The organism is Streptomyces sp. DH37 (assembly GCF_029813835.1).
Taxonomy (GTDB): Bacteria; Actinomycetota; Actinomycetes; order Streptomycetales; family Streptomycetaceae; genus Streptomyces.
The window spans coordinates 39,073-51,491 of sequence record NZ_JARVKV010000050.1; the positions used below are offsets into that span (position 1 = coordinate 39,073).

The following is a 12,419-nucleotide window of genomic DNA, read 5'->3' on the forward strand; positions in this document are numbered from 1 at the left end:
GTGAGCACCTTCTCCGCCCCCAGGGGCACCTACGACCTGCTTCCCCCCGAGTCCGCCGACTACCTGGCGGTGCGCGAGGCGATCGCCGCGCCGCTCCGGCGGGCGGGCTACGGCTACATCGAGACGCCCGGCTTCGAGCACGTGGAGCTGTTCGCCCGCGGTGTCGGCGAGTCCACCGACATCGTGACCAAGGAGATGTACACCCTCACCACCAGGGGCGGCAGCCGCCTGGCGCTGCGGCCCGAGGGCACCGCGCCGGTCGTCCGCGCCGTACTGGAGCACAACCTGCACCGCGGCGCGCTGCCGGTGAAGGTCTGGTACTCCGGCTCGCAGTACCGCTACGAGCGCCCCCAGGCCGGCCGTTTCCGGCACTTCTCCCAGGTCGGCGCCGAGGCGCTGGGCGCCGAGGACCCCGCCCTGGACGCCGAGCTGATCGTCCTGGCCGTGGACGCGTACCGCTCGCTGGGCCTGAGGAACTTCCGGCTGCTGCTGAACTCCCTGGGCGACCGCGAGTGCCGCCCGGCCTACCGCGCCGCGCTCCAGGAGTTCCTGCGCGGGCTCGACCTGGACGAGGACACCCGCGCCCGGGTCGAGATCAACCCGCTGCGCGTGCTGGACGACAAGCGCGAGGCCGTGCAGAAGCAGCTCGCCGGCGCCCCGATGATGCCCGACCACCTGTGCCCGGCCTGCCGGGAATACCACGAGCAGGTGCGCGCGTTGCTGACGGCGGCCGGGGTGGAGTTCGAGGACGACGAGAAGCTGGTGCGCGGCCTGGACTACTACACCCGCACCACCTTCGAGTTCGTCCACGACGGGCTCGGCTCGCAGTCGGCGGTCGGCGGCGGCGGCCGTTACGACGGGCTGTCGGAGATGCTCGGCGGCCCCCCGCTGCCGTCGGTGGGCTGGGCGCTGGGCGTGGACCGCACGGTCCTGGCCCTGCGGGCCGAGGGCGTCGGGCTCCCGTCGCCCTCGCGTACGCAGGTCTTCGCCGTCCCGCTGGGCGACGAGGCGCGGCACACGCTGTTCGGCGTGGTCACCGAGCTGCGCCGGCAGGGGGTCGCGACGGACTTCGCGTACGGCGGCCGCGGCCTGAAGAACGCCATGAAGTCGGCCAACCGCTCGGGTGCGGCGTACGCCGTCGTGGCCGGGGAGCGCGACCTGGCGGAGGGCCTCGTCCAGGTCAAGGACCTCGGCAGCGGCGAGCAGGTCCCGGTGCCGCTGGACGGGGTGGTGGAGGAACTGCGACGGAAGCTCGCCTGACTCGTTGTGCGTTGTGCAGAATGAAGGACCCCACCTGAGATGACGGGATGACCCCACCATGACGACGACCACGGCGCCCCGAGACGAAGCAACTCGCACCGACGACGGTGGCGGGCCCGTGCGGGGCCCCGTGGGCGCCGGTCGCGCCTACGCCCTGCTGCTGGTGATCACCGGCCTGGCCGGGGTGCTGGCCTCCTGGGTGATCACGGTCGACAAGTTCAAGCTGCTGGAGTCCAAGATCTCCGGCGAGGCCTTCATCCCCGCGTGCAGCCTGAACCCGGTCGTCTCCTGCGGCGACGTGATGGAGAGCGCCCAGGCCGAGGTGTTCGGCTTCCCGAACCCGGTGCTCGGCCTGGTCACCTACGGCATGATCGTCGCCGTCGGCATGGGCCTGCTGGCGGGAGCGCGCTTCCCCCGCTGGTACTGGCTGACCATGAACGCCGGCATGCTCTTCGGCGTCGGCTTCTGCACCTGGCTGATGTACCAGTCGCTGTACAACATCGGCGCGCTGTGCCTGTGGTGCAACCTGGCCTGGGTCGCCACGCTGCTGATGTTCTGGTACACGACCTTCCGCAACCTCCACAACGGCTTCCTGCCCGCCCCGGCCTGGCTGCGGGAGGGCGTGCGGGAGTTCCACTGGGTGGTCCCGGCCGTCCACGTCGGCGTCATCGGCATGCTGATCCTGACCCGCTGGTGGGACTTCTGGACGAAGTGATCCCGGACCCGGCCGACGGGCCGCTCCGCGCCGGCGCCGGCGCGGAGCGGCCCGTCGGCGTTGTCGGCGGTGTGACTTAGGGTTTCGTTCCGTGGAACCCGATCTGTTCACCGCCGCCGCCGAGGAACGCCAGGAGAAGGACCCCGCGAGTTCCCCCCTGGCGGTCCGGATGCGCCCGCGCACCCTGGACGAGGTCGTCGGCCAGCGGCATCTGCTGCGCCCCGGCTCCCCGCTGCGCCGCCTGGTCGGCGAGGGCGGGAAGGGCCCGGCCGGGCCGTCGTCGGTGATCCTGTGGGGGCCGCCGGGCACCGGCAAGACGACCCTGGCCTACGTCGTCAGCAAGGCCACCGACAAGCGCTTCGTGGAGTTGTCGGCGATCACCGCCGGAGTCAAGGAGGTCCGGGCCGTCATCGACGGCGCGCGGCGTTCGACGGGCGGCTACGGCAAGGACACCGTGCTGTTCCTGGACGAGATCCACCGGTTCAGCAAGGCGCAGCAGGACTCGCTGCTGCCGGCCGTGGAGAACCGCTGGGTCACCCTCGTCGCGGCGACCACGGAGAACCCGTACTTCTCGGTGATCTCCCCGCTGCTCTCCCGCTCCCTGCTGCTCACCCTGGAGCCGCTGACCGACGACGACCTGCGCGGTCTGCTGCGCCGCGCGGTCGCCGACGAGCGCGGGCTGGGCGGCGCGGTGACGCTGGAGGAGGACGCCGAGGGGCACCTGCTGCGGATCGCCGGCGGCGACGCGCGCCGGGCGCTCACCGCGCTGGAGGCGGGCGCGGGCGCGGCCCTGGACAAGGGCGAGCGGGCGATCACCCTGACGACGCTGGAGGAGGCCGTCGACCGGGCGGCGGTGAAGTACGACCGCGACGGCGACCAGCACTACGACGTGGCCAGCGCGCTCATCAAGTCCATCCGGGGCTCGGACGTGGACGCGGCCCTGCACTACCTGGCCCGGATGATCGAGGCGGGGGAGGACCCGCGGTTCATCGCCCGGCGGCTGATGATCTCCGCCAGCGAGGACATCGGCCTGGCCGACCCCACCGCCCTGCAGACCGCCGTGGCCGCGGCCCAGGCGGTGGCGATGATCGGCTTCCCGGAGGCGCGGATCACGCTCGCCCAGGCGACGATCGCCCTCGCCCTCGCCCCGAAGTCCAACGCCGCCTACCTGGCGATCGACGCGGCCCTGGCGGACGTCCGCGCGGGCCTGGCCGGACCCGTGCCGCGCCACCTGCGCGACGGCCACTACGGGGGCGCGCGGAAGATGGGCCACGGCGAGGGCTACCGGTACCCGCACGACCTGCCGGGCGGCATCGCCGCGCAGCAGTACGCCCCGGACGGCGTCCACGGGAAGCGCTACTACGAGCCCACGCGGTACGGCGCGGAGGCCCGGTACGCCGAGGTGGCCGAGCGGGTGCGGGCCAGGCTGCGGGGGGAGGGCCCGCCGCCGGAGAAGCCCTGAGGTCCCGGCGGAGGCCCCGGCGGACCGCCCGGCCGCGCCGCCGGGCGCCTCAGGCCCCGGAGGCCGCCTCGAACAGGGCGTGGATCGCGCGGCGCAGCCCGGAGACGTCCCGCACCGGCCGGGGGAAGTCGAAGCGCGCGTCGAAGCTCCGCCCGTCCGCGTGGAACCGCACCCGCAGCCCGAACCGGTCCAGGGCCACCGGCACCGCTCCCTCCCGGACGCCGCAGGCCCGCTCGCGCTCGCCCAGGAGCGCGCACAGTCCGCGCACCAGGTCGCCGTGGGCCGCGGCGAGGTGCTGGAGGAGTTCGGTCTCGTGGCGGACCAGCGGGTCGGGCGCCGCGGCGGCGAACTCGTCGGGCTCGACGTGCCCCTCGCCCCACAGGTCGTCGATCCACCCCTCGCCGAACTCCAGCCGCAGCGGCGTCCACGCGGCGCCGGGGAACGGCCCCGAGGGGTGCCGCCCGGCCAGCAGCCGGGCGCAGGCCGCGCGCTCGCCGCCGGTCACGGGGGTGAGCCAGCCCGCCACCCGGGCCCGGCCGCGGACGCGGTGGGGCACCGCGACGGGCGCCACGTCGGTGATCTCCATCACGCCGGCCAGGTCGCCGTCCCGGGCGTGCGCGGCGGCCCGGGCGGCCGGGGAGTCGGCCGGAACCAGCAGGAGCACGTCCCCGTCGGGGGTGACGGCGCGGGCCTCGGGCGCGCCCCGCCCCAGGCCGCCCGCGTCCTCCGGGGCCGTACCGGGAATCACCAGGGCGGCCGACGCGTTCGACTCGACGAGGGTACGCATCCGCTCGGCGGCGTCCGGCCGCCGGCTGTCCGGTTCCGCCCCGGGACGCGGCTGACCCCTCCCCGTCGTCCGAGCGCTCCCGGTCCCGTCCGTACGGGCGGGGCCGCGGCGCGAGCGGCCGGCGCCGGGCAGGGGACTCCCAGGTCGAAACATGCGTTCTCCTCCGCTAAGGTTAGGCTCACCTAAATTACACGGAGGTCCGTTCAACGTGAACCAGTCGCGTCCCAAGGTCAAGAAGTCGCGTGCGCTCGGCATCGCGCTGACCCCGAAGGCCGTGAAGTACTTCGAGCAGCGCCCGTACCCGCCGGGCGAGCACGGTCGGGGCCGCAAGCAGAACAGCGACTACAAGGTCCGGCTGCTGGAGAAGCAGCGGCTGCGCGCCCAGTACGACATCAGCGAGCGCCAGATGGCCCGCGCCTACGACCGCGCCCGCAAGGCCGAGGGCAAGACGGGCGAGGCCCTCGTCGTGGAGCTGGAGCGCCGTCTGGACGCGCTCGTCCTGCGCTCGGGGATCGCCCGCACCATCTACCAGGCGCGCCAGATGGTCGTGCACGGCCACATCGAGGTCAACGGCCGCAAGGTCGACAAGCCCTCCTTCCGCGTCCGCCCGGACGACGTGGTGTCCGTCCGCGAGCGCAGCCGCGCCAAGCACCCCTTCCTGGTGGCCCGCGAGGGCGGTTACGCCCCCGACGGCGAGACCCCGCGCTACCTCCAGGTCAACCTCCAGGCGCTGGCCTTCCGCCTGGACCGCGACCCGAACCGCAAGGAGATCCCGGTCGTCTGCGACGAGCAGCTCGTCGTCGAGTACTACGCCCGCTGACCCTCCGCCGCGTCCGCGCCGCCCGCCTCGGCGGCGCCCGGGCCTCCCGGCCCTCGGCCCCCCTTCCGCACCGCGCGGCAGGGGGGCCGCGGCGTTCGCGCACCGGCGCGCGACCGCCCGGACCGCCGGGCCCGGAGGAATGCGGTACGGGTGGGGGCTTCCGGCGCGATAAGGTCGGTACCCGCCGTCGCACCCGTGAGATCGGTGGGTCAGGTCCCCTCACGAGTCACAGGACGCGGCGGCCGACCCCCATACGATCCGAGGGAAGCGGTGCAGCGTGTCCGGTGGAGAGGTGGCCGGCCTCCTGGTGGCCGTCTTCTGGGCGATCCTGGTGTCGTTCCTCGCCGTGGTGCTGGTGAGGCTCGCGCAGACGCTCAGGGCGGCGACCAGGCTGGTGACGGACGTGACGGAACGGGCGGTCCCGCTCCTGACCGAGGCGTCCGCGACCGTCCGCTCCGCACAGAGCCAGCTCAGCCGGGTGGACGCCATCGCCGCGGACGTGCAGGAGGTCACCGCCAACGCCTCGGCGCTCTCCTCCACCGTCTCCACCGCCTTCGGCGGCCCGCTGGTGAAGGTCGCCGCGTTCGGCTACGGCGTACGCCGTGCCCTCGGCCGCAAGAGCGACCCGTCACGGGCCGACCGCACCGTCGTCGTGGGCCGGTCCGTGCCGGCCGCGCGCCGGCCGGGCCGCCGGCGCCGCGACGGAAAGGACTGATCCCACCGTGTTCCGCCGCGCCTTCTGGTTCAGCGCCGGCGCCGCCACCGGCGTCTGGGCCACCGTCAAGGTCAACCGCAAGCTGCGCAGCCTCGCGCCCGACAGCCTCGCCGCGCGAGCGGCGGACCAGGCCGTGGCGGCCGGGCACCGGCTGAAGGACTTCGCGCTCGACGTCCGCGCCGGAATGGCACAGCGGGAGATCGAGTTGAACGACGCGTTGGGACTGACGGCCGCCACGGACCCCGCGTCCCCCGACGCGCTCCGTCCCGGGGCCGCCGACCACGCGGAAGACCGCCGGGGGATCGCCGGACCGGCCCCGCGCCGTCCGGCCCTCGGAGCCACCCACCCGTACGACCGGAATGAGGACCACTGATGGAGTCGGCTGAAATCCGCCGCCGCTGGCTGCGCTTCTTCGAGGAGCGGGGGCACACCGTCGTGCCGTCGGCGTCGCTGATCGCGGACGACCCGACGCTGCTGCTGGTCCCCGCCGGCATGGTGCCCTTCAAGCCGTACTTCCTGGGTGAGGCCACCCCGCCGTACAAGCGCGCCACCAGCGTGCAGAAGTGCGTGCGCACGCCGGACATCGAGGAGGTCGGCAAGACCACCCGGCACGGCACCTTCTTCCAGATGTGCGGCAACTTCTCCTTCGGCGACTACTTCAAGGAGGGCGCCGCCCAGTACGCCTGGGAGCTGCTCACCACGCCCCAGGACAAGGGCGGCTACGGCCTGGAGCCGGAGAAGCTGTGGATCACCGTCTACGAGGAGGACGACGAGGCCGAGCGCATCTGGCGCGACGTCGTCGGCGTCCCCGCCGAGCGGATCCAGCGCCTGGGCAAGAAGGACAACTTCTGGGACATGGGCGTCCCCGGCCCCTGCGGGCCCTGCTCCGAGATCAACTACGACCGCGGCCCGGAGTTCGGCGCCGAGGGCGGCCCCGCCGTCAACGACGAGCGCTACGTGGAGATCTGGAACCTGGTCTTCATGCAGTACGAGCGCGGTCCGGGCCAGGGCAAGGACTACCCGATCCTCGGCGACCTGCCCAGCAAGAACATCGACACCGGCCTCGGTCTGGAGCGCCTGGCGATGATCCTGCAGGGCGTGCGCAACATGTACGAGACCGACACCCTGCGCGCGGTCATCGACAAGGCCACCGAGCTGACCGGCGTGGCCTACGGCGACGCCGAGGACAGCGACGTCTCCCTGCGCGTGGTCGCCGACCACATGCGCACCTCCGTGATGCTCATCGGCGACGGCGTCACCCCCGGCAACGAGGGCCGCGGCTACGTGCTGCGCCGCATCATGCGCCGCGCCATCCGCAACATGCGCATCCTGGGCGCCGACCGGCCCGTCGTCGGCGAGCTGGTGGACGTCGTGATCGGCACGATGGGACAGCAGTACCCCGAGCTGATCACCGACCGGCAGCGCGTCGAGACCGTCGCGCTCGCCGAGGAGGCCGCCTTCCTCAAGACCCTCAAGGCCGGCACCAACATCCTCGACACCGCCGTCACCGAGACCAAGGCCTCCGGCGGAAGCGTCCTGCCCGGCGAGAAGGCCTTCCTGCTCCACGACACCTGGGGCTTCCCCATCGACCTCACCCTGGAGATGGCCGCCGAGCAGGGCCTGTCGGTGGACGAGGAGGGCTTCCGCCGCCTGATGCGGGAGCAGCGGGAGCGCGCCAAGGCCGACGCCAGGGCCAAGAAGACCGGCCACGCCGACCTGAGCTCCTACCGCGAGGTCGCCGACACCGCCGGGACCACGGTCTTCACCGGCTACACCGACACCGAGGGCGAGAGCAGCGTCGTCGGCCTGCTGGTGAACGGCCTGCCGGCGCCCGCCGCCTCCGAGGGCGACGACGTGGAGGTCGTGCTCGACCGCACCCCGTTCTACGCCGAGGGCGGCGGCCAGCAGCCCGACACCGGCCGCATCCGCCTGGAGTCCGGCGCCGTCATCGAGGTCCGCGACGTCCAGCAGCCGGTGCCCGGCGTGACCGTGCACAAGGGCACCGTCCAGGTCGGCGAGGTCACCGTCGGCGCCTCCGCCTACGCCGCCATCGACGTACGCCGCCGCCGGGCCATCGCCCGTGCCCACAGCGCCACCCACCTCACCCACCAGGCGCTGCGCGACGCGCTCGGCCCGACGGCCGCCCAGGCCGGCTCCGAGAACGCCCCCGGCCGCTTCCGCTTCGACTTCGGCTCGCCGACCGCCGTGCCCGGCACGGTCCTCACCGACGTCGAGCAGAAGATCAACGAGGTCCTCGCCCGCGAGCTCGACGTCACCGCCGAGGTCATGAGCATGGACGAGGCCAGGAAGCAGGGCGCCATCGCCGAGTTCGGCGAGAAGTACGGCGACCGGGTGCGCGTGGTGACCATCGGCGACTTCTCCAAGGAGCTGTGCGGCGGCACCCATGTGCACAACACCGCCCAGCTCGGTCTGGTGAAGCTGCTGGGCGAGTCCTCCATCGGCTCCGGCGTGCGCCGCGTGGAGGCCCTGGTCGGCGTGGACGCCTACACCTTCCTCGCCCGTGAGCACACGGTGGTCTCCCAGCTCACCGATCTGCTCAAGGGCCGTCCCGAGGAGCTTCCGGAGAAGATCTCCGGCATGCTCGCCAAGCTCAAGGACGCCGAGAAGGAGATCGAGCGCTTCCGCGCCGAGAAGGTCCTGGCCGCCGCCGCGGGCCTGGCCTCCTCCGCCCGCGACGTGAACGGGATCGCCTTCGTCGGAGGCCGGGTGCCCGACGGCACCACCGCGGACGACCTGCGCAAGCTCGTCCTCGACGTACGCGGCCGCATCCAGGGCGGGCGCCCGGCCGTGGTGGCCCTGTTCACCGTGGCGAACGGCCGCCCGCTGACCGTCATCGCCACCAACGACGCCGCCCGCGACCGCGGCCTGAAGGCCGGCGACCTGGTCCGCGCCGCCGCCAAGGCCCTCGGCGGCGGAGGCGGCGGCAAGCCGGACGTCGCCCAGGGCGGCGGGCAGAACCCGGACGCGATCGACGAGGCCGTCGCCGCCGTCGAGCGCCTGGTGGCCGCCTGATGCGACGCGGCAGGCGGCTCGCCGTCGACGTCGGGGACGCCCGGATCGGGGTCGCCTCCTGCGACCCCGACGGGCTCCTGGCCACGCCCGTGGAGACCGTGCCGGGGCGCGACGTCCCGGCCGCCCGCCGCCGGCTGGCCGCACTCGTGGCGGAGTACGAGCCGCTGGAGGTCGTGGTCGGGCTCCCCCGCTCCCTGAACGGGGGCGAGGGCCCGGCCGCGGCCCGGGTGCGGGCCTTCGCCCGGGAACTGGCCGGGGCCATCGCCCCCGTGGCCGTCCGCCTGGTGGACGAGCGGATGAGCACCGTCACCGCGGCCCAGAGCATGCGCGCCTCGGGCGTGTCGTCGAAGAAGGGCCGCGGTCGCATCGACCAGGCCGCGGCCGTGGTGATCCTGCAGAGCGCCCTGGAGACCGAACGGGTGTCCGGTAAAGCTCCGGGGGAGTGCGTCGAGACGGGGGCCTGATAGCGGTACGGTAACGTTCCGCTTCGGACGGCGCTGTTCGAATCCCAAGCCGTACAGGAGAGACGGGGCTTCGGGCAGTGGCGTCCGTGCGTACCACCACCGGCTGCCGTCCGACGGCTCTAGGGGATCGATGACTGAGTATGGCCGGGGCACCGGCTCCGAACCGTGGCATCCCGACGACCCGCTCTACGGGGACCAGGGATGGAACGGAGCCCGGCACGAGGCCCAGCACGGCGACTGGGACACCTACGGCGGGCAGGGGCAGTACCCCCCTCAGCAGCACCCCCAGCAGCACCAGGGCCACCAGTCCTCCTCCGGCTACGGCGGGCAGGAGTGGGAGACCCAGGGCGGCGGACAGCCGTACGGTCACCAGCAGCGGTACGGCGATCCCTACGGTCACCAGCAGGGCCGGGACGATCCGTACGGTCACCAGCAGGGCCAGGGCGACCCATACGGTCACCAGCAGGACCAAGGCGACCCATATGGAGACCCGTACGGTCATCAGCAGCAGTACGGCGATCCGTACGGTCACCAGCAGGGCCAGGGCGATCCATACGGGCATCAGCAGGGCCAGGATGATCCGTACGGGCACCAGCAGCACGCCGACCCGTACGGCGACCAGCAGCAGTACGCCGGTCACGCCGACCACGCGGACCACACCGGTCGCCCCGGAGCGCAGGACGCCCACGGACGGCACCACGAGCAGGAACCCTCCCACCCCCCGCAGCACCAGCGGCAGGGGCGGCGCCGTGACGAACCGGACCCCGGCCCGGGCCCCGACGAGGAGACCGGCTGGGACCCCGGCCCCGACCAGGGCGAGCACGCCTTCTTCTCGGACGACGGCGACGACGGGCACGCCGACGACGGCGACGACCGGCCCGGCCGCCGGAACAAGGGCAAGGGCAAGGGCGGCAGGAAGGGCAGGAACGGCTTCGCCTGCCTGACGGTCGCCGTCGTCCTGGTGGGCGGCGTCGGCACCGCCGGCTACTTCGTCCACGACTTCTACCAGAGCCACTTCGCCGCGGCGCCGGACTTCTCCGGCCAGGGCAGCGGCGAGACCCAGGTGGAGATCCCCGAGGGCAGCACACTGGCCCAGATGGGGGCGCTCCTGAAGAAGGCGGGAGTGGTCAAGAGCCAGGAGGGGTTCGTCGAGGCGTCCCGGGCCAACCCCCGGGCGGAGAGCATCCAGCCGGGCGTCTACATGCTCCGCAAGGAGATGTCCTCGGCGGCGGCCATCGAGATGATGCTCGACCCCTCCAGCCAGAACGCCCTGATCATCGCGGAAGGCAAGCGCTCCTCGGAGATCTACGCCCTGATCGACGAGAAGCTCGGCCTGGCGGAGGGCACCACGGAGAAGGCCGCCGAGAACACCGATCTCGGCCTGCCGGAGTGGGCGAAGGGCAACCCCGAGGGCTTCCTCTTCCCGGCCAAGTACACCGTGGGCGACAAGACCAAGCCCGAGGACCTGCTCAGGAAGATGGTGGAGCGGGCCGAGAGGGAGTTCGCCAAGATCGACCTGGAGGCCCAGGCGGCGAAGGTCGACAAAACCCCCTACGAGGTCGTCATCATCGCGTCGCTGATCCAGGCGGAGGCCCAGGAGGACGACGAGTTCGGCAAGGTCTCACGGGTCATCTACAACCGCCTCGACCCCGGGAACACGGCCACCAACGGCAGGCTCGAGTTCGACTCGACCATCAACTACGCGATGGGCCGCTCCACCCTGGACGTCTCGCTCGAGGACACCGACCTCGACTCGCCGTACAACACCTACCGGAACAAGGGGCTGCCGCCCGGTCCCATCGACAACCCCGGACACCAGGCGTTCGAGGCGGCCCTCAACCCGACCGAGGGCGGCTGGCTGTACTTCGTGACGGTCAGGCCGGGCGACACCCGTTTCTCCGAGGACATCGAGGAGCACAACCGGCACGTGGAGGAGTTCAACGCCGAGCAGAAGAAGAACAGGGAGAACCAGTGAATCCGACGGGCAGACGCGCGGCGGTCCTCGGCTCGCCCATCGCCCACTCCCTCTCCCCGGTGCTCCACCGGGCGGCCTACCGGGAGCTGGGCCTGGCCGACTGGTCGTACGACCGCTTCGAGGTGGACGAGGACGGCATCGCGCCGTTCCTGGAGAAGCTCGCGGCGAGCGGCGGGGACTGGGCCGGGCTGTCGCTGACGATGCCGCTCAAGCGGGCCGTCATACCCCTGCTGGACGAGATCGGCGACACCGCGGCCTCGGTCGGGGCCGTCAACACCGTGGTCTTCACCGGCGACGGCCGCCGTCTCGGCGACAACACCGACATCCCCGGCATGATCGCCGCCCTGCGCGAGCGCGGCGTGGAGAGCGTCCCGAGCGCTGCCGTGCTGGGAGCCGGGGCCACCGCCTCCTCGGCGCTGGCCGCACTCGCCCGGATCTGCACCGGGGAGGTCACCGCGTACGTCCGCAGCCGGGAGCGGGCCGAGGAGATGCGCGGCTGGGGCGAGCGGCTGGGCGTGGAGGTGGCCACCGCCGACTGGGCGGACGCACCGCGGGCGCTGGCCGCGCCCCTGGTGATCGCCACCACACCCGCGGGCACCACCGACGCCCTCGCCGGGGCCGTGCCCGAGCGGCCCGGCACCCTCTTCGACGTGCTCTACGAGCCCTGGCCGACCCCGCTGGCCGCCGCCTGGGCCGAGCGCGGCGGCCGGGTCGTCGGCGGCCTGGACCTCCTGGTGCACCAGGCCGTCCTCCAGGTCGAGCTGATGACCGGGCGCTCCCCGGCCCCGCTGGCCGCGATGCGCGCGGCGGGCGAGACGGCGCTGGCGGCGCGTACGGCCTGACGTCCGGGCCGCCCGGCCCGGCGCCGGCGGCCCGGACCTGACAGACTGCGCCTGACAAATGAGACAGGTGTCCCGTCTGCTGGACGGACGGCCGGTCCTGCGGTGCGATCGTGAAAGGATCGGAAGCACCTACGGGCCTGGACTACTGAGGAGCACCGTTGAGTAGGTTGCGCTGGCTGACGGCGGGGGAGTCGCATGGTCCCGCACTGGTGGCGACGCTGGAGGGGTTGCCCTATGGGGTGCCGGTCACCACGGGGATGGTGGCGGACGAGCTGGCGCGGCGGCGGCTGGGTTATGGTCGCGGCGCGCGGATGAGGTTCGAGCGGGATGAGGTCACCTTTCTGGG

At 73.0% G+C, this 12,419-nt stretch carries 12 protein-coding genes; 11 read left to right on the forward strand and 1 reads right to left on the reverse strand.

Features of this window, described 5'->3' with window-relative positions; all coding sequences use genetic code 11:
• The 3 genes from hisS to QC029_RS22050 all read left to right on the forward strand — a co-directional run bounded on the left by hisS (position 1) and on the right by QC029_RS22050 (position 3,437).
• Entirely contained in the window at positions 1-1,260 is a 1,260-nt protein-coding gene (gene hisS / locus QC029_RS22040; protein WP_279557471.1) for a histidine--tRNA ligase, read from the forward strand.
• Positions 1,261-1,318: 58 nt separating this feature from the next.
• Positions 1,319-1,975: a vitamin K epoxide reductase family protein gene (locus QC029_RS22045; RefSeq protein WP_279557472.1), complete on the forward strand. Its 657-nt coding sequence runs from the start codon at positions 1,319-1,321 to the stop codon at positions 1,973-1,975.
• Between the two features lie 91 nt (positions 1,976-2,066).
• Positions 2,067-3,437, forward strand: a complete 1,371-nt coding sequence (locus tag QC029_RS22050; RefSeq protein WP_279557473.1) for a replication-associated recombination protein A — start codon at positions 2,067-2,069, stop codon at positions 3,435-3,437.
• Between the two features lie 49 nt (positions 3,438-3,486).
• Here the strand turns inward: QC029_RS22050 and QC029_RS22055 are convergent, their stop codons facing one another.
• Positions 3,487-4,224 (reverse strand): DUF2470 domain-containing protein, encoded by a 738-nt coding sequence (locus QC029_RS22055; RefSeq protein ID WP_336621610.1) that lies wholly within the window; start codon positions 4,222-4,224, stop codon positions 3,487-3,489.
• Positions 4,225-4,375: 151 nt separating this feature from the next.
• On the opposite strand from QC029_RS22055, the gene rpsD reads away from it, so the two are divergent.
• The 8 genes from rpsD to QC029_RS22095 all read left to right on the forward strand — a co-directional run.
• Positions 4,376-5,044, forward strand: a complete 669-nt coding sequence (gene rpsD / locus QC029_RS22060) for a 30S ribosomal protein S4 (RefSeq protein ID WP_279557475.1) — start codon at positions 4,376-4,378, stop codon at positions 5,042-5,044.
• Between the two features lie 292 nt (positions 5,045-5,336).
• Entirely contained in the window at positions 5,337-5,759 is a 423-nt protein-coding gene (locus tag QC029_RS22065; protein ID WP_279557485.1) for a DUF948 domain-containing protein, read from the forward strand.
• Between the two features lie 7 nt (positions 5,760-5,766).
• On the forward strand, positions 5,767-6,132 hold the full coding sequence (locus tag QC029_RS22070) for a DUF6167 family protein (RefSeq protein WP_279557476.1): 366 nt from the start codon (positions 5,767-5,769) through the stop codon (positions 6,130-6,132).
• The gene (gene alaS / locus QC029_RS22075; protein ID WP_279557477.1) at positions 6,132-8,792 is read left to right on the forward strand and encodes an alanine--tRNA ligase; all 2,661 of its coding nucleotides are present in this window, start codon (positions 6,132-6,134) and stop codon (positions 8,790-8,792) included. The genes QC029_RS22070 and alaS overlap by 1 nt, the downstream gene beginning before the upstream one ends.
• Positions 8,792-9,256 carry a Holliday junction resolvase RuvX gene (gene ruvX, locus QC029_RS22080; RefSeq protein ID WP_279557478.1) on the forward strand — a complete coding sequence of 155 codons (465 nt, stop codon included), beginning with the start codon at positions 8,792-8,794 and terminating at the stop codon, positions 9,254-9,256. Before alaS ends, ruvX begins: the two co-directional genes overlap by 1 nt.
• A gap of 130 nt (positions 9,257-9,386) precedes the next feature.
• Complete coding sequence (gene mltG, locus QC029_RS22085) at positions 9,387-11,231, forward strand: endolytic transglycosylase MltG (RefSeq protein ID WP_279557479.1); 1,845 nt, start codon at positions 9,387-9,389, stop codon at positions 11,229-11,231.
• Positions 11,228-12,073: a shikimate dehydrogenase gene (locus tag QC029_RS22090; protein ID WP_279557480.1), complete on the forward strand. Its 846-nt coding sequence runs from the start codon at positions 11,228-11,230 to the stop codon at positions 12,071-12,073. Before mltG ends, QC029_RS22090 begins: the two co-directional genes overlap by 4 nt.
• Positions 12,074-12,231: 158 nt before the next feature.
• Positions 12,232-12,419 (forward strand): chorismate synthase (locus QC029_RS22095; protein WP_279557481.1); only part of this gene is annotated, 188 nt, incomplete at its 3' end.

Excerpts from the sequence above, each read along its gene's own strand:
- QC029_RS22045 (WP_279557472.1), top strand. The coding sequence starts at position 1,319 with ATGACGACGACCACGGCGCCCCGAGACGAAGCAACTCGCACCGACGAC.
- QC029_RS22055 (WP_336621610.1), bottom strand. The coding sequence starts at position 4,224 with ATGCGTACCCTCGTCGAGTCGAACGCGTCGGCCGCCCTGGTGATTCCC.
- rpsD (WP_279557475.1), top strand. The coding sequence starts at position 4,376 with ATGCGTTCTCCTCCGCTAAGGTTAGGCTCACCTAAATTACACGGAGGT.
- alaS (WP_279557477.1), top strand. The coding sequence starts at position 6,132 with ATGGAGTCGGCTGAAATCCGCCGCCGCTGGCTGCGCTTCTTCGAGGAG.
- ruvX (WP_279557478.1), top strand. The coding sequence starts at position 8,792 with ATGCGACGCGGCAGGCGGCTCGCCGTCGACGTCGGGGACGCCCGGATC.
- mltG (WP_279557479.1), top strand. The coding sequence starts at position 9,387 with ATGACTGAGTATGGCCGGGGCACCGGCTCCGAACCGTGGCATCCCGAC.